Source organism: Pseudomonas sp. Pseusp21 (genome assembly GCF_059492145.1).
The window spans coordinates 1,462,828-1,485,165 of sequence record NZ_CP168520.1 but is presented as its reverse complement, the minus strand read 5'-3'; the positions used below and the strand labels follow the sequence as shown (position 1 = coordinate 1,485,165).

Genomic DNA, 22,338 nt, shown 5'->3' with positions numbered 1-22,338 from the left:
AGGCGGGGTTCTCGGAGCGCGGAAAACGCGACTCAGGCGTGCAGGGTTTCTGCCGCGTAGAGAGTGTTTTCCAGCAGGCAAGCGCGGGTCATCGGACCGACGCCTCCCGGTACCGGAGTGATCCACCCGGCGCGGGGCAGGGCGGTTTCGTACACCACGTCACCGACCAGTTTGCCGTCTTCCTGGCGGTTGATGCCGACGTCGATCACGATCGCGCCTTCCTTGATCCACTCGCCCTTGACCAGGCCCGGCTTGCCGGCGGCCACGACCACCAGATCGGCGCGGCCGACGTGGCCGGCCAGATCCTTGGTGAAGCGGTGGGTAACGGTTACGGTGCAACCGGCCAGCAGCAGCTCCATCGCCATCGGACGACCGACGATGTTGGATGCGCCAACAACCACCGCGTCCATCCCGTACAGATTGGCACCGGTGCTTTCCAGCAGGGTCATGATGCCTTTCGGGGTGCACGGACGCAGCAGCGGAATGCGCTGGGCCAGACGGCCGACGTTATAAGGATGGAAACCGTCGACGTCCTTGTCCGGGCGGATGCGTTCCAGCAATTTGGAGGCGTCCAGGTGCTCTGGCAGAGGAAGTTGAAGCAGAACGCCGTCGATTGCCGGGTCGTCGTTCAGTCGATCGATCAGATCGGTCAGTGCTTCCTGAGTGGTTTCGGAAGGCAGGTCGTACGCTTGAGAGAGGAAGCCGACCTCTTCACAGTCTTTACGCTTGTGCGAGACATAAACCTGAGAGGCAGGATCGCTGCCGACCAGGATCACCGCGAGGCCTGGCGTGCGCAGACCTTGCTGGCGACGTTCGGCAACCCGTTGGGCGATCTGCTGGCGCAGGCTGGCGGCGATCGATTTGCCGTCGATTAGTTGTGCAGTCATTGCGCGTGATTAACCATCGAGAGGGGAAAAAAAGAGAACGCATTCTCGCATGTCAAACGGTGAGGGCAAAGGCGCTTGGTCAGCAAATTCCCCTAAGCCCTTTAATTAAATGAATTTTTTTTAAAAAGGATTTGACGACCTTCGGGTCGCTCTATACTATTCGTCGCACTTGTCGGGCACAGCCTAGCACTGGTTAAGAAGGTCGAGCTAAATCAACGTTTTGCGAGACTGGAAAGCACTTAGTTTGTAGTCCTCCAAGGGTACAGCTAACAAGGCGCCCGTAGCTCAGCTGGATAGAGCATCCGCCTTCTAAGCGGATGGTCGCAGGTTCGAGTCCTGCCGGGTGCGCCATTAGGCAGCATTGGCACAAGTAACGCGATATGGTGGGCGTAGCTCAGTTGGTAGAGCACGGGATTGTGACTCCCGTTGTCGTGGGTTCGATCCCCATCGTCCACCCCATATTTCGAAAGGCGCCAGATGTAACAGTCTGGCGCCTTTGCTTTAAAAGCTTCATCTGCGGATGTGGTGGAATTGGTAGACACACTGGATTTAGGTTCCAGCGCCGCGAGGCGTAAGAGTTCGAGTCTCTTCATCCGCACCAATCAAAGCTTCATTCATGCCGTTGGCCGGGTGAAGTTCTACAAAGAAGTTGTTTGGCTTCTTTGACACGCAATATGGTGGGCGTAGCTCAGTTGGTAGAGCACGGGATTGTGACTCCCGTTGTCGTGGGTTCGATCCCCATCGTCCACCCCATATTCCGAAAGGCGCCAGATTTAACAGTCTGGCGCCTTTTTTGTTTTACGGTTTCGGATTTTCGCGGCTGCAGGTTTCGGGTCGCAGGGCAGGGTGCTTCGTCGTATTAATGTTGCTCGATGATGCTGCGCTGCCCGCCGTCCTTGCTTGCGAGGTCGGCTGTCAGGGAGATGATTCAACCGCCTCTATATATAGAAGAGGTTGGCGCAGAGCCCTGGCTTGAATTGGCTGTATTTGCTAACAGGGCGAGGCGCAACCGTTTGTCCCCGCCTTCAAATGGCCTGCTGTTTTTTACCCGTTTTCAGTAGGGTGACTTCTTGAGTTTGACCTACTAGAATGCTTGCCCTTGATTCTTGGGTCGGAAACGGCCGGCTAACGTCTGTGCAACGAGGAATATCCATGCAAGTTTCTGTTGAAAATACTACTGCTCTTGAGCGCCGCATGAGCATCACCGTGCCGGCTGAGCGCATCGAGACTCAGGTCAACAAGCGTCTGCAGCAGACTGCCAAAAAGGCCAAGATTGCTGGCTTCCGTGTTGGCAAGGTGCCAATGAGCGAAATCAAGCGCCGTTTCGGTGCTGATGCGCGCCAGGAAGCAATCGGCGACGTGATCCAGTCCTCCTTTTACGAAGCTGTGGTTGAGCAGAAGCTGAACCCGGCCGGTTCGCCATCGATCGAGCCAAAATCGCTCGAAGCTGGCAAGGACCTGGAATACGTAGCCGTATTCGAAGTGTTCCCTGAGTTCACCGTTGCCGGCTTCGAAGGCATCACCGTCGAGCGCCTGAGCGCTGACGTGGCTGACGCCGATCTGGACAAGATGCTGGACATCCTGCGCAAGCAGAACACCCGTTTCGAAGTGGCCGATCGCGCTGCCCAGAACGAAGACCAGCTGAACATCGATTTCGTTGGCAAGGTTGACGGCGAAGTGTTCGCTGGCGGTTCCGCCAAGGGCACTCAGCTGGTACTGGGTTCCGGTCGCATGATCCCTGGCTTCGAAGAAGGCCTGGTAGGCGCTAAAGCCGGCGAAGAGCGCGTTCTGAACCTGACCTTCCCAGAGGACTATCAGAACCTGGACCTGGCTGGCAAAACCGCCGAGTTCACCGTGACTGTAAACACCGTTTCCGAGCCAAAGCTGCCAGAGCTGAACGAAGAGTTCTTCGCTCAATTCGGCATCAAGGAAAGCGGCATCGACGGTTTCCGCACCGAAGTTCGCAAGAACATGGAGCGTGAACTGCGTCAGGCGATCAAATCCAAGGTCAAGAATCAGGTCATGGACGGTCTGCTGGCCACCAACCCGATCGAAGTGCCCAAGGCTCTGCTGTCCAACGAAGTTGACCGTCTGCGCGTGCAGGCTGTTCAGCAGTTCGGTGGCAACATCAAGCCAGACCAACTGCCGGCCGAGCTGTTCGAAGAACAAGCCAAGCGTCGCGTTGTCCTGGGTCTGATCGTGGCTGAAGTGGTCAAGCAGTTCGACCTGAAGCCAGACGAAGCCCGCGTTCGCGAAATGATTCAGGAAATGGCTTCGGCTTACCAAGAGCCTGAGCAGGTCGTGTCCTGGTACTACAAGAACGACCAGCAACTGAACGAAGTTCGTTCGGTTGTGCTGGAAGAACAAGTTGTGGATACTGTTCTGCAGAAAGCTAGCGTGACCGACAAATCGGTCTCTTACGAAGAAGCGGTCAAGCCGGTAGAAGCTCCAAAAGCCGACTGATTGTTTTTGCGTTAGAAGCACACACCATAAGCCAGCCTTCGAGCTGGCTTATGCGTATTCAAGACATGACTATTTGGGAGTGACTGCAGAGCATGTTCCGTAATTCCTATATTCAGCAGAACTCTGATATCCAGGCCGCCGGCGGCCTGGTCCCGATGGTTGTCGAGCAATCTGCTCGTGGCGAGCGCGCCTATGACATCTACTCGCGTCTTCTCAAGGAACGAGTGATCTTTCTGGTGGGTCCGGTAGAGGACTACATGGCCAACCTGATTTGCGCGCAATTGCTGTTCCTTGAAGCGGAAAACCCGGACAAGGACATCCATCTTTATATCAACTCCCCGGGCGGTTCGGTGACAGCGGGCATGTCGATCTACGACACCATGCAGTTCATCAAGCCAAACGTATCGACTACCTGTATCGGTCAGGCGTGCAGCATGGGCGCATTCCTGCTGACGGCCGGTGCACCTGGCAAGCGTTTCTGCCTGCCGAACTCGCGCGTGATGATTCACCAGCCACTGGGCGGTTTCCAAGGGCAGGCATCGGACATCGAAATCCATGCCAAGGAAATCCTCTTCATCCGCGAGCGTCTGAACACGCTGATGGCCAAGCACAGCGGCCGTACGCTTGAAGAAATCGAGCGCGACACCAACCGCGACAACTTCATGAGTGCAGAAGCTGCGAAGGAATACGGTCTGATCGACGAAGTGATCAACCAGCGCCCAGCTTAAAAATAAGCAGCTCAAAATAGGCTTGGTCGGCGCGTCTGATCAGCGGCGGGCTTGAAAAAGCCCGCAATAGCCTTCATCTTGTGTTGCAAGCCTATCGGATTTGGATCGAACGAATGACTGACACCCGCAACGGCGAGGACAACGGCAAGCTGCTCTATTGCTCCTTCTGTGGCAAAAGCCAGCATGAAGTACGCAAATTGATTGCCGGCCCCTCGGTCTTTATCTGCGACGAGTGCGTCGACCTGTGCAATGACATCATCCGCGAGGAGGTGCAGGAAGCACAGGCCGAAAGCAGCGCGCATAAATTGCCTTCGCCTAAAGAAATCAGCGGCATCCTTGATCAGTATGTCATTGGTCAGGAACGTGCCAAGAAGGTTCTGGCAGTAGCGGTGTACAACCACTACAAGCGTCTGAACCAGCGTGACAAAAAGGCTGACGACGTCGAACTCGGCAAAAGCAACATCCTGCTGATCGGCCCGACAGGCTCCGGTAAAACCCTGCTGGCCGAAACTCTGGCCCGCTTGCTGAACGTTCCGTTCACCATCGCCGACGCAACCACCCTCACCGAGGCGGGTTACGTGGGTGAAGACGTCGAGAACATCATTCAGAAGCTGCTGCAGAAGTGCGATTACGACGTAGAGAAAGCCCAGATGGGTATTGTCTACATCGACGAAATCGACAAGATTTCGCGCAAGTCCGACAACCCGTCGATCACCCGGGACGTTTCCGGTGAAGGCGTGCAGCAGGCCTTGCTCAAACTGATCGAAGGCACGGTCGCTTCCGTTCCGCCGCAAGGTGGCCGCAAGCATCCGCAGCAGGAATTTCTTCAGGTTGATACCCGTAACATTCTGTTCATCTGCGGTGGTGCGTTCTCCGGTCTGGAGAAGGTCATTCAGAACCGTTCCACCAAGGGTGGTATCGGATTCAACGCAGAAGTGCGCAGCAAGGAAGAAGGCAAGAAAGTCGGTGAATCCCTGCGTGAAGTCGAGCCTGACGATCTGGTCAAGTTCGGTCTGATCCCGGAATTCGTCGGTCGTCTGCCGGTTCTTGCGACGCTGGACGAGCTGGATGAGGCTGCTTTGATGCAGATTCTCACCGAGCCGAAAAATGCCCTGACCAAACAGTATGCCAAGCTGTTCGAGATGGAAGGCGTGGATCTGGAATTCCGTTCCGACGCGCTGAAATCGGTCGCCAAGCGTGCCCTGGAGCGTAAAACCGGTGCCCGTGGCCTGCGTTCGATTCTCGAAGGTGTACTGCTCGACACGATGTATGAAATCCCCTCGCAGTCCGAGGTGAGCAAAGTCGTGATCGATGAAAGCGTGATCGAAGGCAAGTCCAAGCCACTGTATATCTACGAAAACAGTGAGCCGGCTGCCAAGGCGGCGCCGGACGCGTAAGCGCCCAGCCTGCCGGAACAAGGAAGGGGCCTTCGGGCCTCTTTTTTTTATGTCGTTTTTTACATCCGCTTTGCGCTTGTTTTTTTTCAAGGCAACCCCCATCTTGGTTTCAAGCTTAATTCCATCTGATTACGGCCATATGGCCGCCGTAGAGGCGAAATCATGAAGACCACCATCGAATTGCCTCTCCTGCCATTGCGTGATGTCGTTGTGTATCCGCACATGGTTATCCCGCTGTTCGTGGGGCGCGAGAAATCCATCGAAGCCCTCGAGGCCGCGATGACGGGTGACAAGCAGATCCTGCTGCTGGCCCAGAGAAACCCGGCTGACGACGATCCCGGTGAAGAAGCTCTCTATCGCGTAGGTACTATCGCCACCGTTCTGCAGCTGCTGAAGCTGCCGGACGGCACCGTCAAGGTTCTGGTCGAAGGCGAGCAGCGTGGCGCTGTCGAGCGCTTCAGCGAAGTCGATGGCCACTGCCGTGCCGAAGTGTCGCTGATCGACGAAGTCGACGCCGCCGAGCGCGAATCCGAAGTGTTTGTGCGCAGCCTGCTGTCGCAGTTCGAACAATATGTGCAGTTGGGCAAAAAAGTCCCGGCTGAAGTCCTGTCGTCTCTCAACAGCATCGACGAGCCTGGCCGCCTGGTAGACACCATGGCTGCGCACATGGCGCTGAAGATCGAGCAGAAGCAGGAGATCCTCGAAATCATCGATTTGTCGGCCCGGGTCGAGCACGTTCTGGCCTTGCTGGACGCCGAGATCGACCTGCTGCAAGTCGAAAAACGCATTCGTGGCCGCGTCAAAAAGCAAATGGAGCGCAGTCAGCGCGAGTACTACCTGAATGAGCAGATGAAGGCCATTCAGAAAGAACTCGGCGACAGCGACGAAGGCCACAACGAAATCGAAGACCTGAAGAAGCGCATCGACGCTGCCGGTCTGCCGAAAGACGCGCTGGCCAAGGCCACTGCCGAGCTGAACAAGCTCAAGCAAATGTCGCCGATGTCCGCTGAAGCCACCGTGGTGCGCTCGTACATCGACTGGCTGGTTCAAGTGCCGTGGAAGGCCCAGAGCAAGGTACGTCTGGACCTGGCCCGTGCCGAAGACATTCTCGACGCCGATCACTACGGCCTCGAAGAGGTCAAGGAACGCATCCTTGAATACCTCGCCGTGCAAAAGCGCGTGAAGAAAATCCGTGGCCCGGTGTTGTGCCTGGTCGGTCCTCCGGGCGTGGGTAAAACCTCGCTGGCCGAGTCGATCGCCCATGCCACCAACCGCAAATTCGTGCGCATGGCCCTCGGTGGCGTGCGTGACGAAGCGGAAATCCGTGGTCACCGTCGGACCTACATCGGTTCGATGCCAGGAAGATTGATTCAAAAGATGACAAAAGTGGGTGTCCGCAACCCGCTGTTCCTGCTCGATGAAATCGACAAAATGGGCAGCGACATGCGTGGCGACCCGGCGTCGGCATTGCTGGAAGTGCTTGATCCGGAGCAGAACCACAACTTCAACGATCACTATCTGGAAGTCGATTACGACCTCTCGGATGTGATGTTCCTGTGCACCTCGAACTCGATGAACATTCCACCGGCGCTGCTGGACCGGATGGAAGTCATCCGTCTGCCGGGCTACACCGAAGACGAGAAGATCAACATTGCGGTCAAGTACCTGTCGCCCAAACAGGTTGCAGCCAACGGCCTGAAGAAGGGCGAGCTGGAATTCGACGAAGAAGCGATCCGCGACATCATCCGTTACTACACCCGCGAAGCCGGTGTGCGTGGCCTCGAGCGGCAGATTGCCAAGGTCTGCCGCAAGGCGGTCAAAGAGCACGCGCTGGAAAAACGCTTCTCGGTAAAAGTGACAGCTGATCTGCTGGAACATTTTCTCGGCGTTCGCAAGTTCCGCTACGGTCTGGCCGAGCAGCAGGATCAGATCGGACAAGTCACCGGCCTGGCCTGGACTCAGGTGGGCGGCGAACTGCTGACCATCGAAGCCGCTGTGGTGCCGGGCAAAGGTCAACTGATCAAGACCGGTTCGCTGGGTGACGTAATGGTCGAATCGATCACTGCGGCCCTGACCGTTGTGCGCAGCCGTGCCAAGAGTCTGGGCATCCCCCTGGACTTCCACGAGAAGCGCGACACCCACATCCACATGCCGGAAGGCGCTACTCCGAAAGACGGCCCGAGCGCTGGTGTAGGCATGTGTACCGCACTGGTGTCGGCTTTGACGGGTATTCCTGTGCGCGCCGATGTCGCCATGACCGGCGAGATCACCCTGCGTGGTCAAGTTCTCGCCATTGGCGGTCTGAAGGAAAAACTGCTGGCCGCTCACCGTGGCGGAATCAAGACAGTGATTATTCCGGAAGAGAACGTGCGTGATCTGAAGGAGATTCCTGACAATATCAAGCAGGATCTGCAGATCAAACCGGTTAAATGGATTGACGAAGTCCTGCAAATTGCGCTGCAATACGCGCCGGAGCCCTTGCCGGATGTGGCTCCGGAGATAGTTGCCAAGGACGAAAAACGTGAGTCTGACTCTAAGGAAAGAATTAGCACGCATTAATACGCTTTTGCCTGGGGGGCTTCCTTGACAGCTTTTTAGAGCCCTTGTTATAAAGCGGCTCTTAAGTGTCTGTAGGCCATTCAGCACTCGTTTTTGCTTTCACCAAAAAACTTAGAATCATACTCAAATAGATATAAGGGGACTTAGAGTGAACAAGTCGGAACTGATTGATGCTATCGCTGCATCCGCTGATATCCCGAAAGCTGCTGCTGGCCGTGCGCTGGACGCTGTAATCGAATCCGTCACTGGCGCTCTCAAGGCTGGCGACTCCGTTGTTCTGGTTGGTTTCGGTACTTTCTCCGTGACTGATCGTCCAGCTCGCATCGGTCGTAACCCACAGACCGGCAAGACTCTGGAAATCGCGGCAGCCAAAAAACCAGGTTTCAAAGCCGGTAAAGCCCTGAAAGAAGCCGTCAACTAAGTTTGATTCAGGTTTTTACCCATCCGGGTCGGGGTTATGCCTGACTTGGCAGCGGAGCGGTAGAGCAGGCGGTTGGAATAGCTGCCTGTCACACCGGGATCGAGGGTTCGAGCCCTGTCCGCTCCGCCAGTTACGAGAAGGCGCATCCTCGGATGCGCCTTTCTTCTATCCGGATTCTACCCACGCTCCACGGTTGCCTAATTTTGAAGTTCAACCGTTTCTGGGGGACGCATGCTGCAGAATATCAGGGACAATTCACAAGGCTGGATTGCCAAGACCATTATCGGGGTCATCGTTGCACTGATGGCTCTGACCGGTTTCGACGCCATTTTCCAGGCCACGACTCACAAGAATGAGGCGGCCAAGGTCAACGGTGAAGAAATCAGCCAGAACGAGCTGAGCCAGGCGGTGGATATGCAACGCCGTCAGCTGATGCAACAACTGGGCAAGAACTTCGACGCTTCCTTGCTGGACGAAAAAATGCTGCGCGAATCGGCCCTCAAGGGTCTGATCGATCGCAAGCTGCTGCTGCAAGGCGCAGAACAATCGAAATTCGCTTTCTCCGAAGCGGCCCTGGACCAAGTGATCCTGCAGACGCCTGAATTCCAGGTCGACGGCAAGTTCAGCTCCGACCGTTTCGATCAGGTGATCCGTCAACTGGGCTACAGCCGCATGCAGTTCCGCCAGATGCTGGCTCAGGAAATGCTGATCGGCCAACTGCGCGCCGGTGTGGCGGGCAGCGGTTTCGTGACCGATGCTCAGGTGCTGGCCTTCGCCCGTCTGGAAAAACAGACCCGCGACTTCGCCACGCTGAACATCAAGGCTGACCCTTCGGCCGTGAAGCTGACCGATGACGAGGTCAAGGCTTACTACGACGAGCACGCCAAGGAGTTCATGACCCCGGATCAAGTGGTCATCGATTACCTGGAGTTGAAGAAGGCTTCGTTCTTCGATCAGGTCGCCGTCAAGGACGAAGACCTGCAGGCGGCGTATCAGAAAGAGATCGCCAACCTGTCGGAACAGCGTCGTGCGGCGCACATTTTGATCGAAGTCAACGACAAAACCACCGAAGCCCAGGCCAAGGCGAAGATCGAAGAAGTCCAGGCGCGTCTGGCCAAGGGCGAGAAATTCGAAGCGCTGGCCAAGGAGTTCTCGCAGGATCCGGGTTCGGCCAACAACGGCGGTGACCTCGGTTATGCCGGTCCTGGCGTTTACGATCCAGCCTTTGAGAAAGCCCTGTATTCGCTGAACAAGGATCAGGTTTCCGAGCCGGTTCGCACCGACTTCGGTTTCCATCTGATCAAGCTGCTGGGTGTCGAGGCGCCTGAAGTGCCGACTCTGGCCAGCCTGAAAGACAAGCTGACTCGCGAGCTGAAAACCCAGCAAGTCGAGCAGCGTTTCGTCGAGGCGACCAAGCAACTGGAAGACTCTTCGTTCGAAGCATCCGACCTGGCCCAGCCGGCGCAGGATCTGAAGCTGACCGTGCACACCTCCAAGCCGTTCGGCCGTGAAGGTGGCGAAGGCGTTGCAGCCAACCGTGCCGTGGTGACTGCCGCGTTCAGCACCGAGGTGCTGGAAGAGGGTGCCAACAGCACCGCCATCGAGCTGGATCCGGAAACCGTGATCGTGCTGCGCGCCAAGGAGCACCTCAAGCCGACTCAATTGCCGCTGGAAAGCGTGGCCGCTGCCATTCGCACCCAGTTGACCAAAGAGCACGCCAGCGCGGCTGCCAAAACCAAGGCGGAGCAACTGATCGCCAGTCTGCGTGATGGCAAGACCCCTCTGGACAAAGCGGTGGACGGTCAGAGCTGGAAAGTCACTGAAGCGGCGAACCGCGCTCAGGAAGGCGTTGATCCAGCGGTGCTGCAAGCGTTGTTCCGCATGCCGAAACCGGCCGCCAAGGACAAGCCGACCTTCACCAGCGTGACGCTGGCGGACGGTAGCCTGACCATCGTGCGCCTTAATGGCGTGAACGAAGCGGCGGCTCCGACCGATGAAGAGAAAGCGCAATATCGTCGCTTCCTCGCCTCGCGTGTGGGTCAGCAGGACTTCGCGGCGTATCGCAAGCAGCTGGAAGCCGAAGCCGACATCAAGCGTTTCTGATGCCTGGCTGAGCCGCAAGACCCGAGCCCCGGATGAAAATCCGGGGCTTTTTTGTGCGCGTTATCCGGCGTTCGGGAAACCATGGCTTCGGGCATTGACGGTCGCATAAAGGGTCAGCAGCAACAGACCCGCGACAATCCATGGGTAACTTCCGACGCCCAGGTTGTTCAGCAGCAGGCCTCCGACAAGTCCGCCACCGGCAATGCCGACATTCCACAGCGTCACCAGCATTGATTGCGCGGTGTCGGCAGCCTCCCTGGCGGTTTTCGCCAGGGCCGTCTGCAACAGCGAGGGCATCGCGCCGAATGCCAGCCCCCAGACGGCGGTGGCGGTGTAGACCACGCCCGGCCATTCGCGCCACAAGCCCAGTGCGATCGCCGACAGCAGAAACAACAAGCCGCTGACCAATACCAGCTGACGCAGCCAGCGATCAATCAGGCTGCCGACGATCCATAGGCTCAGTACCGACGCCAAGCCAAACACCAACAACACTCGGTCGATTTCTCCGCCAAGCCCCGAAGGCTGCAGAAAGGGTGCGATATAGGTATACAACAGGTTGTGCGCGACGACGTAGGACAGGGTCACGAACAGCACGGATCGCACGCCCGGCAAGGTAAACACCTGACGCAGTGGCAGGCGTTTACCGGCGCGCTCACCGGCAAAGTCCGGCACTTGCCAGCGCACCCAGATCACCAGCAGCACGGTCAGCCCGGTCATGATCGCGAAGCTCAGGCGCCAGCCGACTGCCGTACCCAGCAGCGTCCCGGCCGGAATGCCCAGCGACAGCGCAAGCGGCGCCCCGAGCATGGCCACCGTAATCGCCCGGCCTTGTAAGTGGGGTGCCACCATCCGACTCGCGTACCCCGCCAGCAAAGCCCACAGCAGCCCGGCGAACACGCCTGCGATCAAACGTGCAATCAGTGTCAGCCAGTACAGCTCCGACAGCGCGGTGATGCTGTTGGCGATGGCAAACCCACCAATGGCCGCCAGCAGCAGCGGGCGTCGACGCCACCCTCGGGTGGCAATGGTGAGCGGAATCGCCGCCAGCATCGAACCGATCGCGTACAGCGTGACCAGTTGCCCGATCAGTGCCTGAGAAACATCGAGCCCTGCGCTCATCTGCGGCAGCAGGCCGGCAGGCATCGCCTCGGTCAACACGGTGATGAACCCGGCGGTGGCCAGTGCGAGCAGTGCGCCCAGCGGTAATCGTTCTGCGGGTTCGACGGTGCCGGCGAGCGTGGAGGAAGTGAGTGGCGCATCGTTCATGGGCGGGTTTCCATTTTGCCAAAGGAGACGAAGGCCATAGGGTAGGGCGCTGCACATTCGGGAAAAACAGGTTAGGGTTCCGAACATCTCGGACAAGAATGTCGTGAATCAGGGAGGGATGAATGGACAGCCTGGGCAGTATTTCAGTGTTTGTGCAGGTGGCGGAAACCCGCAGCTTTACCGAGGCCGGCCGCCTGCAGGGCGTGTCTTCGTCGGCGGTCGGCAAAAGCATTGCCCGACTGGAGGCACGACTCAATGTGCGGTTGTTTCACCGCACCACTCGCAGCATCACGCTGACCAGTGAAGGCGCGCTGTTTCTTGAACGTTGCCGCAAGATCCTCGCCGAAGTGGAGGCGGCGGAATTTGAACTGTGCGATGCCGCAGCGGCGCCTCACGGCAAGTTGCGGGTCAGCCTGCCCCAGGTGCATGACCTGGTGATGCCGGTCATGAACGGGTTCATGGCGCTGTACCCGCAGATCGAACTGGATCTGGACCTGACCGATCGCATGGTCGATGTGGTTGAAGAGGGCTTCGATGCGGTGATCCGAACGGGTAAGCCTCGGGACTCGCGACTGATGGCACGACCGTTGGGCGAGTTTCATATGGTGTTGGTGGCCAGTCCTGCTTACCTGCGCGAACGCGGCGAACCGCACACCCCGGCCGATCTGGCGGAGCACGCTTGCCTGCGCCATACGTTTCACGCCACCGGCAAACTGGAGCCCTGGCCGCTCAAACGCGAGGAGGGCGCTCCCGAGCCGACCTTGCCGACACGCCTGGTGAGTACGTCGATCGAAGCCGTGCGGCATGCAGCGCTGGCGGGCATGGGCATCGCTTGTCTGCCGGACTTCATGATCCTTGAGGCGCAGCAGCAGGGTCGCCTGCAGCGCGTGCTGGATGAGCATCTGGAGCACGTCGGACAGTTCTGGGTGCTGTGGCCGTCGAGCCGGCATGCAACCGCCAAGTTGCGGGTGTTCATCGATCATTTATCGGCGCGACTTTTTCCTGCCACTGAAGGTCGATAGAGTTGTAACTGTTTTAAGACACTAATCCATACGCCGCGGGGCAGCGATCTGTTGCACAATACGCCCCGGACCGTTTTCCCTCAGGATGTTTAATGTTGAATTCTATTCCCGTGCGTTTCATCGGGTTGGCGTTGTTGCTGACCGCCGCTGCCGGCTGCTCCAAGGACAAGCCTATCTACGAGCATGAGAATTTCGACGACTCTGGCACCTTTTCGCGCAATTATCCGGTGACCGACACCGCCAGTTGCGAAGCGGCCCGCCGAGCGTTGCTCAGCCAGGGCTACATCATTACCAGCAATGACCCGAAACTGGTCAGTGGGCACAAGAGCTTCCAGCAGACCGGTGAAACCCACCTGGAGATCAGCTTCAACGTGGTATGCGCCGATGATGGTAGCGCCGGCCATCACGCCACCGTGTTCGCCAACGCCCTGCAGGACCGCTACGCGCTGAAGAAGACCAACAACTCGGCCAGCCTCGGGGTTGGCGTGTTGGGCTCGGTCTCGATGCCGATCGGCTCGTCTGACGATTCGATGGTCAAGGTGGCCAGCGAAACCGTGTCGTCGCAGAAGTTCTACGAGCGTTTCTTCACGCTGGTCGAGCTGTTCCTGCCGGCTGACGCGAAGAAGGCCGCGCACATCACCGAAAAACCGAAGACCGACCTGGGTGTGCCGGAGGCTAAAGCGGCACCGGCTCCGTTGGCTCCAGCCCCAGCGGCTGAACCGGCCCCAGCACCGGCCGCCGAGCCCGCTGCAGCACCGACGCCAGCGCCTGCAGAAGCGACCCCTGCCAGTTCCGAGCCGGTAGCGCCGCCAGCGGAAGCGGCGCCGATTACCCCGGCACCGGTTACCGAGCCTGCGCCCGCCACGGAAACCATCACGCCACCGGCCAATCCGACGGATATACCGCCGCCCTCCGAGCCGATCCCGGCCATGCCTGCCTCCGGGCAGTGAACTTCACGCCACGCCTCCGACCCCTGTCGGACGCGTGGCGTTTTGTTGTCTCCCTTGAGCTTCTTCCTGCAAGCCCCGTCGAAAAATTTCCCGCGATAAATTCCTGACCGCCTGCTACGTTTATTTCATGAAGGCCGTGTTTCATTTTTCCTTCACACGGGCACTTTATGCTCGAGGCACTGGTCATTTGTTCCAGGCCATTTCAAGCAAGTAGTAGGGGGATTACGCAATGGATGACTATCAAGAAGAACTGCTTGAATTCCAGGCCTTTGAGCTGGATTCACCAGAGCCTGCGGAAGACGCCACCGAGCTGTAAGGCGTCAGCCTGTCTTGCGGTGACTGCGGCGAAATTCGCCCGGTGTCTGGCCGTTCCAGCGCTTGAAGGCGCGCTGGAAAGCTTCGGCCGAGGCAAAGCCCAGCAGGTAGGCAATTTCACCGAATGCCAGTTCGGTGTCGCGGATGTAGGTCATTGCCAGATCACGGCGGGTGTCATTGAGGATCGCGCGAAACTGCGTGCCTTCCTCGGCCAGTTTGCGCCGTAACGTCCAGGTCGGCAGCTTCAGGCGTGCTGCCACTTCTTCCAGGTCGGGTTCCCGGCCACCATTGAGCAACGGCCCGAGCAATTGCGTGATGCGTTCGCGCAGGCTGCGGGTGCGGGTCAATTGCTCCAGTTCCCGTTCACACAAACCGAGCAAATGTTTCCAGGTGCTGGGGCAATGCTCCGGGTTGCGTTGGGCCAGGCTGGTGAGGCTCAGGCGCAGTTGATTGTGTTCAGCGCCGAACTGGATCGGGCATTCGCCGAGCACCGCATAGGCGTCGCGATAATCCGGGCTGTCGAATTCGATCTCGATCCGTTCGGCGCGCATGGGCTCGGGGCTGACGCTCGACAGCTGATGCAGCCAGCCGGCAATGATCGAATCCACCACAAAGCGGTTGTAGGCGTTGTACGGGCTGATCGAGTAGAAGCGCAGCCACGCACCGCTGGCGTCCTCGTGGAAACTCGACTGGCCACGATAGTTGGAGCCGTACAACGGTTCGAAGCGAGTCAGGCAGCGAGCGGCTTCGCGCACCGTCGGCGCCTGCGCGGCGGTCACACCGGCCAGCCCGGCCTGACTCAGGCGACTGAGCCGGCCCATGCGCAAACCCAATGCCGGATCGCCGGTCAGCTGAATCGCGCCATGCCCCAGGCGCATGTAGCGCGGGATCGACAGGCGGGCGCCGGCTTCGGCCAGCCGTGCGGCATCCAGGCCGTACTGTTCGAGCAATGGCAGCGGATCGACGTCATGGCTGCGCACAGCATCGGCCAGGCTGTGGACGAAGCCCACCGACAGATCCCCGAGGCGCATCGGCAGCGGTTTCACGGGTTACAACCAGAGGTTCAGCAGGCGCGCGCCGCGGGCTTCGCTGTCGGCGAATTGCTGGCCGTTGCTGCTGAGGAAACTTTGCCCGGAACTCGGCTTGTCCCAGAACTGCCCGCGCAGGAACACACTCATACCGGCCAGCGCCTTGCTGGCCGACGGTTGCGCGGTCAGGGTCAGTTGATGCCAGGCCTGGCCTTCACTGACGTCTCCCGGTTTAAGGCTGACCGAGTCCGGCACGCTCAAGCCCTTGTAACCCTTCCACGGTTGATCCCACACGCCATGACCGACGACGAACGCGGGCACCGCGATCAGCTGCGCGCCTTGCTCGTCGAGTTTGCGGTAGTTGTCCGGATACCAACTGTCGCTGCCGATCAACACGCCGAGGCGTCCGGCCGGGGTGTCGATCACATTGATCCGGGAAGCTGCGCGAGTGCCGGATGGTTCGTCCTGATCGAAGATCGGGCGCATCTGCCGCTGTGGCTGACCGAGCGGGGCGCCATCGCGACCGAAGACCACCGTGCTGTTGTACAGCGCGCCACTGCCGGCCTTGAGTCGGCCGTTGGTGATATTCGGTTCAGGCAGCACGATCGAGCCGGCCACCAGAGTGACGTGGAATTCCTTGGCCAGGCCACCGAACAGTGCCTGATAGTCCTTGGCCATGTCCCGGGACTTCATGCGCAGGTGCGCGTCATCCAGACGGCTGCTGCCCTTGGCGGTGAGCCAGGCGCGAGCAAACTGCACCGGGTTGCTCGCCGCCAGCCAGTTCATTGCTTCGGCGAGGGTGGCGGCCTGGTACAGCTCGTCTTTTTCGCCGCTGATCATCAGCCAGGTGCCGACATGCTCCGGCAGGATGACCACGGTTTTTTCATTCAACAGGCCTTGATCCTGCGCCTGCTGCAAATAGGCGGCGAGCTTGCGGTGCAGGCGTTCGGGGCTTTGGTAGTCGGTGGGGAACAGCTCGGGCTGGATGCCCAGCAGGTTGCCGCGATCGGCTGGGGTGCCCTGATCGACCGCGAGTTTGATCCGCAGGTCCGACAGGTAATGACCGGCCGGACGGTCAGCCGCCCACATGGCGTAGAAGGTGAGCGCGGCGATGAGCGCCATGGAAAAAGTCAGGTACAGAAGTTTGCGCATGAAATCCAACAGCAACCGGGTACAGGGTGTGCGGACAGGGTAGGGCGCCAGCCCCGGCTTGCCAAGGGGCGCTGCGCATTTGGATCAATAACTTGTCAGTTACGGTCATTGAGTGACAGCGATGCGACTCCTAATCTGTCGAGCATGACTGACGGGGGACGCAGAGCTCCCGCATTTTCCGTGATTGCTTGCTGTGGAGTTAACGATGACCGCCACTCAATACCCGCACCTGTTGGCCCCGCTGGACCTGGGATTCACCACGTTGCGCAACCGCACCCTGATGGGTTCGATGCACACCGGCCTTGAAGAGAAGCCGGGTGGTTTCGAACGCATGGCGGCGTATTTCGCCGAGCGTGCCCGTGGCGGTGTCGGCCTGATGGTGACCGGCGGTATCGGTCCGAACGACGAGGGCGGTGTGTATTCCGGCGCGGCCAAGCTGACCACCGAGGAAGAAGCGCTCAAGCACCGCATCGTCACCCGTGCCGTGCATGATGCGGGCGGCAAGATCTGCATGCAGATCCTCCACGCCGGCCGTTATGCCTACAGCCCGAAACAGGTCGCACCGAGCGCGATCCAGGCGCCGATCAACCCGTTCAAGCCCAAAGAGCTGGACGAGGAAGGCATCGAGAAACAGATCCGCGATTTCGTCACCTGCTCGGTTCTGGCCCAGACCGCCGAGTACGATGGCGTGGAAATCATGGGCTCGGAAGGTTATTTCATTAACCAGTTCCTCGCCGCCCACACCAACCACCGCACCGACCGTTGGGGCGGCAGCTACGAAAACCGCATGCGCCTGCCGGTGGAAATCGTACGCCGCGTACGTGAAGCGGTCGGCCCGAACTTCATCATCATCTTCCGTCTGTCGATGCTCGATCTGGTGGAAGGCGGTAGCACATGGGAAGAAATCGTCACCCTGGCCAAAGCCATCGAGCAGGCCGGTGCGACCCTCATCAACACCGGCATCGGCTGGCACGAAGCGCGGATTCCGACCATCGCCACCAAAGTGCCGCGTGCGGCGTTCAGCAAGGTCACGGCCAAGCTGCGTGGCTCGGTGAAAATTCCGCTGATCACCACCAACCGCATCAACACCCCGGAAATTGCCGAGCAGATCCTTGCTGAAGGCGATGCCGACATGGTCTCGATGGCGCGGCCGTTCCTCGCCGACCCGGACTTCGTCAACAAGGCCGCCGAAGGTCGCGCCGACGAAATCAACACCTGCATCGGTTGCAACCAGGCCTGCCTCGATCACACCTTCGGCGGCAAGCTCACCAGTTGCCTGGTCAACCCGCGTGCCTGCCACGAGACCGAACTCAACTACCTGCCGGTCAAGCAGATCAAGAAGATCGCCGTGGTCGGTGCCGGTCCTGCCGGTCTGTCCGCCGCCACCGTGGCCGCCGAGCGCGGGCATCAGGTGACGCTGTTCGATTCGGCCAGCGAAATCGGTGGCCAGTTCAACGTCGCCAAACGTGTGCCGGGCAAGGAAGAGTTTTACGAAACCCTGCGTTACTTCAAACGTAAACTGCAGACCACCAACGTCGAGGTGTGCCTGAACACCCGCGTTGACGTGGCGAAACTGGTCGAGGGCGGTTACGACGAAGTCATTCTGGCGACCGGCATTGCGCCGCGTCTTCCGGCGATTCCGGGTGTCGACAACGCTAAAGTGCTGAGCTACCTGGATGTGCTGCTCGAGCGCAAACCGGTCGGCAAGCGTGTGGCGGTGATCGGTGCCGGCGGTATCGGTTTCGACGTGTCGGAATTCCTCGTCCACGAAGGGGTGGCCACCAGTCAGGATCGCGCCGCGTTCTGGAAAGAGTGGGGCATCGACATGCATCTGGAAGCCCGTGGTGGCGTGGCCGGGATCAAGGCTGCACCGCACGCACCGGCGCGCGACGTGTTCCTGCTGCAACGCAAGAAATCCAAGGTCGGCGACGGTCTGGGCAAGACCACCGGCTGGATTCACCGCACCGGTCTGAAGAACAAGCAGGTGCAGATGCTCAACAGCGTCGAATACCTGAAAATCGACGACGAAGGCCTGCACATCCGCATCGGCGAAACCGGCGAGCCGCAAGTGCTGCCGGTGGACAACATCGTCATCTGCGCCGGCCAGGATCCGCTGCGCGAGCTGCACGACGGTTTGGTCGAAGCCGGGCAGAACGTGCACCTGATCGGCGGCGCCGATGTGGCGGCCGAGCTGGATGCCAAACGTGCGATCAATCAGGGCTCGCGTCTGGCCGCCGAGCTCTGATCCACCCTAGAATGCCGGCTCTTTGCACAGAGCCGGCCTTCATGTTTCTGCCTCCCACCGACTGGCTACCTCAAGCCCCCCTCGATCCCTTTCATCTGGACTGGCTCACCGCCGCCGGCATTGAAGTCGCGGTCCTGCGCCTGGACCGTATCGATCCGCTGATCAGCGGCAACAAGTGGTTCAAACTTGTCGAACATCTCAACGCCGCCGACCGTGCGGGTGCCGAAGGCATCATCAGCCTGGGCGGTGCGCACTCCAATCATTTGCATGCACTGGCGGCTGCGGGCAAACGCCTGGGATTCACAACCGTCGGGTTATTGCGCGGGCATCCGCAGGACACGCCGACGGTCAGGGATCTGCAGGATTTCGGCATGCAACTGCACTGGCTTGGTTACGGCGGCTATCGGGCGCGACACGAGCCGGGGTTCTGGCAGCCGTGGCAGGCGCAATATCCGACGCTGCATCCGGTGCCCGAAGGGGGCGGCGGTTTGCCGGGGGCGCTGGGGTGCGAGGCGCTGAAGGATCAGGTCAGTGAACAACTCGGCAAACTTGGCTGGGACGACTACCACGGTTGGTGGCTGGCCTGCGGCACGGGCACCACGCTCGCGGGATTGGTGTTGGCCGAGGCCGGACAACATGCGGTGTACGGCGCAATGGCCGTGCCCGACGATCACGGGGCCGCAACCAATGTCGAGGCAATTGTCGGTGAGATGGGAGGCTACGAGCTGATCGACGCCAGCCGTGGCGGTTTCGCCAAAGTCGATCCGGCGCTGCTTGAATTCATCGCGCAAACCGAACAGGCCAGCGGCATTCCCCTCGAACCGCTGTACACCGGCAAGGCCTTGCTGGCGCTCAAACAACAGATCGAGGCGGGCCGCTTTGCCCGGGGTTCGCGCTTGATCTTCGTCCACACCGGCGGCTTGCAGGGCCGGCGCGGATTCGACGGTTAACCCTGGCTGCGCTTGGGCATCATCCGCAGCAACGTGTTATCGCGCACCACGTAATGGTGATAGATCCCCGCCAGCGCATGCAGACCGATCAGCCAGTAGCCGATGGTGCTGATCAGCACATGCCAGTGCTCGACCTCTTTGGCGAACACCTTGTCTTCACTCACCAGCAACGGCAGGTCGAAACCGTAGAACATCACCTGATGACCTTCGGCGCTGGTGATCAGCCAGCCGAGGATCGGCATGCTGATCATGAACAGGTACAAGGCCCAGTGCATCAAGCGTGCGAGGGCGGTTTGCCACTGTGGCGAAGCCGGGAAGATTTTCGGCGCAGGGCCCAGGCTGCGGGCGAACAGGCGAAACCAGACCAGCACGAACACGGTCAGCCCGAGCATGTAATGCACTTCGCGGATCAGCGTGCGACCGCCACTGCCCTTGGGAAACAGCCCGCGCAATTCCATGCTGGCGTACACCAGCACCAACAGCACCAGCATCAGCCAGTGCAACAGGATCGACACGGTGCTGTAACGGGATTCGGAATTTGTCCACGGCATACGGCGTTCCTCACGGTTCAGGGCTCAAGCGTGCCGTTCTGCGACGGCATGCCTTAACTGTAATCCCCTTTGGCGCGTTTGCCCGAGGCTAAAAAGCTTTCACTGAGCTGAGTCAGCGATTTGACTGAAAACGCCCATGAAAAAACGCCAGTGTCGGGCAGACACTGGCGTTTTTTTTGCCGCGATGGATGCAATCAGCTGCTTTGCGGCATCTCGCCGTTGGCCAGGCGCTTGTTGATGTCGGCGATCACTTCCGGCAGATCGCTGATGGTGTCGATCATGTAGTGCGGGCGCGAGCCGTCGAACAGCGCGTGAATGCGCTTGCGCTCGCTGGCCAGCGCGTCGCTGCCCAGTGCGCGATAGCCTTCGTAATCCAGGCCCAGCGCGTTGCCGGAGCAGATCAGCGCCACGGTCCACATCCCGGCGCGACGGCCTTCGAGAATCCCCGGCACGGTGTCGTCGATCTTGACGCAGGCGGCGACATCGTCGATGCCCAGTGCAATCACGTTGGCCAGCGCTTGCGCAGGCCATGGGCGACCGTTGGGCACTTCGTCGGTGGCGACGACGTGGTCGGCGATGTAGCCGTTTGTGGCGGCCAGTGCCACGACCTTGTCCATCACTTGCTTCGGATAGCCCGAGCAGGAGCCGATCTTGATCCCTTGTTGACGCAGGTTGGCGATGGTCTCCAGCGCACCGGGAATCAGCGCCGAGTGCTCGGCGATTTTCTCGATCTGCAGCGGCATGAAGCGGTTGTAGATCGCGGTCACGTCGTCGTCGGTCGGGGTGCGACCGAACACCTTGCGATAGCGCTCGGCAACCTGCGGCTGATCGCACAGGGTGCGGATGTGATCCCACTTGCCCATGCCCATCGGGCCACGGGCCTCTTCGATGGAGACCTGGACGTCGAACTCGGCGAAGGCTTCGACGAAGATCTGGGTCGGAGCGAAAGAACCGAAGTCGACCACGGTGCCGGCCCAGTCGAGGATGGCGGCTTGCAGCTGGGTTGGGTTGTTGTAGTTCATGTTGGTCAGAATCCTGTGTGGGCGATGCAATTCAAATAAGGGAGCGGGCCGGGTGAATCAGATGTCGAGCACTTCCATCTCGCACAGCACTTCACCCACCGCCGCGACGGCTTCGCGCATCTGCGCCGGGGTGACGTGGCCGATGCAGCCGACGCGGAAGGTTTCGACCTGGGTCAGCTTGCCGGGGTAGAGGATGTAACCCTTGGCTTTGACCCGTTCGTAGAAGTCCTTGAACTGGTAGCGCGGATCTTTCGGTGCGTGGAAGGTCGCGATGATCGGCGCCTGAATCGCAGCAGGCAGGAAACTGCGCAAGCCGAGTTTGCCCATCTCTTCCATCAATGCCTGGCAGTTGGCGGCGTAACGCGCATGCCGTGCCGGCAGGCCGCCTTCTTCGTTGTATTGCAGCAGCGCTTCGTGCAGCGCCGCGACTACGTGGGTTGGCGGGGTGAACCGCCACTGGCCGGTCTTCTTCATGTAGCTGTGCTGGTCGAACAGGTCCATCGCCAGCGAATGCGAATTGCCAGCGGCTGCGGCCAAAGATTCCTTGCGGGCAAACACGAAGCCCATGCCCGGCACGCCTTCCAGGCATTTGCCGGAGGCGGCGATCAGCGCATCGAACGGGATTTTTTGTGCATCCACCGGTAAGGCGCCGAAGGAACTCATGGCGTCGATGATCAGGCGTTTGCCGTGTTGTTCGACGACCTGAGCGATTTCCGGCAGCGGATTGAGAATACCGGTGCTGGTTTCGCAGTGGATCAGCGCGACGTGGGTAATCTCGCCGTCGGCGCGCAGCAGGCGGTCGACGTCGGCGGCGGTGGTCGGTTCGTCTTCAGCGGTTTCAAAGGTGCTGAACGAGCGGCCGAGCACTTCGCAGATTTTCGCCAGACGCTTGCCGTAGGCGCCGTTGATCAGCACCAGCACCTTGCCGTCGCGGGGGACGAGGGTGCCGATCGCAGCTTCGACGGCGAAGGTGCCGCTGCCCTGCAACGGTACGCAGTGGTGGCTGTCGGCGCCGTTGAGGATCGCCAGCAGTTGCTCGCACAGGCTGGCGGTCAATTGGTTGAAGCGGTCATCCCATGAACCCCAGTCGACCATCATCGCCTGGCGGGTGCGGGCCGAGGTGGTCAACGGGCCGGGAGTGAGCAGGATGGGTGCGGCAGTACTCATTCGTGTGTCCTCGCGATAGCGCTGTGGGATGAAGCTACGGGGCCTACGTTGCAATTCGCCGGATCATCAATCAAATTGTTTGTTGTTATGCCAGTCATCAGTGAGGGTTATT

At 59.7% G+C, this 22,338-nt stretch carries 17 protein-coding genes and 4 tRNA genes; 14 read left to right on the top strand and 7 right to left on the bottom strand.

The genetic code is table 11. The features are described 5' to 3' along the window. Nucleotides 1-32: 32 nt before the first annotated feature. Nucleotides 33-887: a bifunctional methylenetetrahydrofolate dehydrogenase/methenyltetrahydrofolate cyclohydrolase FolD gene (gene folD, locus ACEN93_RS06605; RefSeq protein WP_085667502.1), complete on the bottom strand. Its 855-nt coding sequence runs from the start codon at nucleotides 885-887 to the stop codon at nucleotides 33-35. Nucleotides 888-1,161: 274 nt separating this feature from the next. On the opposite strand from folD, the gene ACEN93_RS06600 reads away from it, so the two are divergent. The 10 genes from ACEN93_RS06600 to ACEN93_RS06555 all read left to right on the top strand — a co-directional run bounded on the left by ACEN93_RS06600 (nucleotide 1,162) and on the right by ACEN93_RS06555 (nucleotide 10,558). After that, nucleotides 1,162-1,238, top strand: a tRNA-Arg gene (locus tag ACEN93_RS06600). Nucleotides 1,239-1,270: 32 nt separating this feature from the next. Further along, a tRNA-His gene (locus ACEN93_RS06595) sits at nucleotides 1,271-1,346 on the top strand. A gap of 57 nt (nucleotides 1,347-1,403) precedes the next feature. Beyond that, a tRNA-Leu gene (locus tag ACEN93_RS06590) sits at nucleotides 1,404-1,488 on the top strand. A 76-nt stretch (nucleotides 1,489-1,564) separates the two neighbouring features. Then, a tRNA-His gene (locus ACEN93_RS06585) sits at nucleotides 1,565-1,640 on the top strand. A 399-nt stretch (nucleotides 1,641-2,039) separates the two neighbouring features. Continuing rightward, nucleotides 2,040-3,350 carry a trigger factor gene (gene tig, locus ACEN93_RS06580; RefSeq protein ID WP_074689056.1) on the top strand — a complete coding sequence of 437 codons (1,311 nt, stop codon included), beginning with the start codon at nucleotides 2,040-2,042 and terminating at the stop codon, nucleotides 3,348-3,350. A 92-nt stretch (nucleotides 3,351-3,442) separates the two neighbouring features. Continuing rightward, a complete protein-coding gene (gene clpP / locus ACEN93_RS06575) occupies nucleotides 3,443-4,078 on the top strand; it encodes an ATP-dependent Clp endopeptidase proteolytic subunit ClpP (RefSeq protein WP_007951559.1) in 636 nt (211 codons plus the stop codon). Nucleotides 4,079-4,191: 113 nt separating this feature from the next. Then, on the top strand, nucleotides 4,192-5,475 hold the full coding sequence (gene clpX / locus ACEN93_RS06570) for an ATP-dependent Clp protease ATP-binding subunit ClpX (protein WP_007951558.1): 1,284 nt from the start codon (nucleotides 4,192-4,194) through the stop codon (nucleotides 5,473-5,475). A gap of 162 nt (nucleotides 5,476-5,637) precedes the next feature. After that, a complete protein-coding gene (gene lon, locus ACEN93_RS06565; RefSeq protein ID WP_039767614.1) occupies nucleotides 5,638-8,034 on the top strand; it encodes an endopeptidase La in 2,397 nt (798 codons plus the stop codon). A gap of 148 nt (nucleotides 8,035-8,182) precedes the next feature. Next, nucleotides 8,183-8,455 (top strand): HU family DNA-binding protein, encoded by a 273-nt coding sequence (locus tag ACEN93_RS06560; RefSeq protein ID WP_002552737.1) that lies wholly within the window; start codon nucleotides 8,183-8,185, stop codon nucleotides 8,453-8,455. 231 nt (nucleotides 8,456-8,686) lie between these two features. Continuing rightward, nucleotides 8,687-10,558, top strand: a complete 1,872-nt coding sequence (locus ACEN93_RS06555; protein WP_495611207.1) for a SurA N-terminal domain-containing protein — start codon at nucleotides 8,687-8,689, stop codon at nucleotides 10,556-10,558. A 60-nt stretch (nucleotides 10,559-10,618) separates the two neighbouring features. Here the strand turns inward: ACEN93_RS06555 and ACEN93_RS06550 are convergent, their stop codons facing one another. Continuing rightward, nucleotides 10,619-11,824, bottom strand: a complete 1,206-nt coding sequence (locus ACEN93_RS06550; RefSeq protein ID WP_495611206.1) for an MFS transporter — start codon at nucleotides 11,822-11,824, stop codon at nucleotides 10,619-10,621. Between the two features lie 122 nt (nucleotides 11,825-11,946). Between ACEN93_RS06550 and ACEN93_RS06545 the strand changes: the two genes are divergently transcribed. Together ACEN93_RS06545 and ACEN93_RS06540 are read left to right on the top strand one after the other, a co-directional pair. Further along, on the top strand, nucleotides 11,947-12,846 hold the full coding sequence (locus tag ACEN93_RS06545) for a LysR family transcriptional regulator (RefSeq protein WP_495611205.1): 900 nt from the start codon (nucleotides 11,947-11,949) through the stop codon (nucleotides 12,844-12,846). 92 nt (nucleotides 12,847-12,938) lie between these two features. Continuing rightward, entirely contained in the window at nucleotides 12,939-13,796 is an 858-nt protein-coding gene (locus ACEN93_RS06540; RefSeq protein ID WP_039767568.1) for a DUF2242 domain-containing protein, read from the top strand. A 320-nt stretch (nucleotides 13,797-14,116) separates the two neighbouring features. Here the strand turns inward: ACEN93_RS06540 and ACEN93_RS06535 are convergent, their stop codons facing one another. Both ACEN93_RS06535 and ACEN93_RS06530 read right to left on the bottom strand, forming a co-directional pair. Further along, a complete protein-coding gene (locus ACEN93_RS06535) occupies nucleotides 14,117-15,157 on the bottom strand; it encodes an AraC family transcriptional regulator (protein WP_039767566.1) in 1,041 nt (346 codons plus the stop codon). A 3-nt stretch (nucleotides 15,158-15,160) separates the two neighbouring features. After that, nucleotides 15,161-16,291, bottom strand: coding sequence for a nitrilase-related carbon-nitrogen hydrolase (locus tag ACEN93_RS06530; protein WP_039767693.1), 1,131 nt, complete (start codon nucleotides 16,289-16,291; stop codon nucleotides 15,161-15,163). Between the two features lie 205 nt (nucleotides 16,292-16,496). On the opposite strand from ACEN93_RS06530, the gene ACEN93_RS06525 reads away from it, so the two are divergent. Next, nucleotides 16,497-18,536 carry an NADPH-dependent 2,4-dienoyl-CoA reductase gene (locus tag ACEN93_RS06525; RefSeq protein ID WP_103386202.1) on the top strand — a complete coding sequence of 680 codons (2,040 nt, stop codon included), beginning with the start codon at nucleotides 16,497-16,499 and terminating at the stop codon, nucleotides 18,534-18,536. A gap of 41 nt (nucleotides 18,537-18,577) precedes the next feature. Next, complete coding sequence (locus ACEN93_RS06520) at nucleotides 18,578-19,486, top strand: 1-aminocyclopropane-1-carboxylate deaminase/D-cysteine desulfhydrase (RefSeq protein WP_103386201.1); 909 nt, start codon at nucleotides 18,578-18,580, stop codon at nucleotides 19,484-19,486. Here the strand turns inward: ACEN93_RS06520 and ACEN93_RS06515 are convergent. From ACEN93_RS06515 to ACEN93_RS06505, 3 genes are all read right to left on the bottom strand, one after another. Next, nucleotides 19,483-20,037 carry a cytochrome b gene (locus ACEN93_RS06515; protein ID WP_039767559.1) on the bottom strand — a complete coding sequence of 185 codons (555 nt, stop codon included), beginning with the start codon at nucleotides 20,035-20,037 and terminating at the stop codon, nucleotides 19,483-19,485. The genes ACEN93_RS06520 and ACEN93_RS06515 overlap by 4 nt on opposite strands. 194 nt (nucleotides 20,038-20,231) lie before the next feature. Next, a complete protein-coding gene (gene phnX, locus ACEN93_RS06510; RefSeq protein ID WP_074689041.1) occupies nucleotides 20,232-21,059 on the bottom strand; it encodes a phosphonoacetaldehyde hydrolase in 828 nt (275 codons plus the stop codon). Between the two features lie 57 nt (nucleotides 21,060-21,116). Continuing rightward, nucleotides 21,117-22,226 (bottom strand): 2-aminoethylphosphonate--pyruvate transaminase, encoded by a 1,110-nt coding sequence (locus ACEN93_RS06505; RefSeq protein ID WP_495611204.1) that lies wholly within the window; start codon nucleotides 22,224-22,226, stop codon nucleotides 21,117-21,119. Nucleotides 22,227-22,338 lie beyond the last annotated feature (112 nt).

Bases quoted from the DNA above. Each gene is read 5' to 3' on its own strand.
- ACEN93_RS06550 (WP_495611206.1), bottom strand. From the start codon at position 11,824: ATGAACGATGCGCCACTCACTTCCTCCACGCTCGCCGGCACCGTCGAA.
- tig (WP_074689056.1), top strand. From the start codon at position 2,040: ATGCAAGTTTCTGTTGAAAATACTACTGCTCTTGAGCGCCGCATGAGC.
- lon (WP_039767614.1), top strand. From the start codon at position 5,638: ATGAAGACCACCATCGAATTGCCTCTCCTGCCATTGCGTGATGTCGTT.
- phnX (WP_074689041.1), bottom strand. From the start codon at position 21,059: ATGAACTACAACAACCCAACCCAGCTGCAAGCCGCCATCCTCGACTGG.
- folD (WP_085667502.1), bottom strand. From the start codon at position 887: ATGACTGCACAACTAATCGACGGCAAATCGATCGCCGCCAGCCTGCGC.
- ACEN93_RS06505 (WP_495611204.1), bottom strand. From the start codon at position 22,226: ATGAGTACTGCCGCACCCATCCTGCTCACTCCCGGCCCGTTGACCACC.
- ACEN93_RS06525 (WP_103386202.1), top strand. From the start codon at position 16,497: ATGACCGCCACTCAATACCCGCACCTGTTGGCCCCGCTGGACCTGGGA.
- ACEN93_RS06555 (WP_495611207.1), top strand. From the start codon at position 8,687: ATGCTGCAGAATATCAGGGACAATTCACAAGGCTGGATTGCCAAGACC.
- clpX (WP_007951558.1), top strand. From the start codon at position 4,192: ATGACTGACACCCGCAACGGCGAGGACAACGGCAAGCTGCTCTATTGC.
- ACEN93_RS06515 (WP_039767559.1), bottom strand. From the start codon at position 20,037: ATGCCGTGGACAAATTCCGAATCCCGTTACAGCACCGTGTCGATCCTG.
- ACEN93_RS06520 (WP_103386201.1), top strand. From the start codon at position 18,578: ATGTTTCTGCCTCCCACCGACTGGCTACCTCAAGCCCCCCTCGATCCC.
- ACEN93_RS06530 (WP_039767693.1), bottom strand. From the start codon at position 16,291: ATGCGCAAACTTCTGTACCTGACTTTTTCCATGGCGCTCATCGCCGCG.
- clpP (WP_007951559.1), top strand. From the start codon at position 3,443: ATGTTCCGTAATTCCTATATTCAGCAGAACTCTGATATCCAGGCCGCC.
- ACEN93_RS06540 (WP_039767568.1), top strand. From the start codon at position 12,939: ATGTTGAATTCTATTCCCGTGCGTTTCATCGGGTTGGCGTTGTTGCTG.
- ACEN93_RS06545 (WP_495611205.1), top strand. From the start codon at position 11,947: ATGGACAGCCTGGGCAGTATTTCAGTGTTTGTGCAGGTGGCGGAAACC.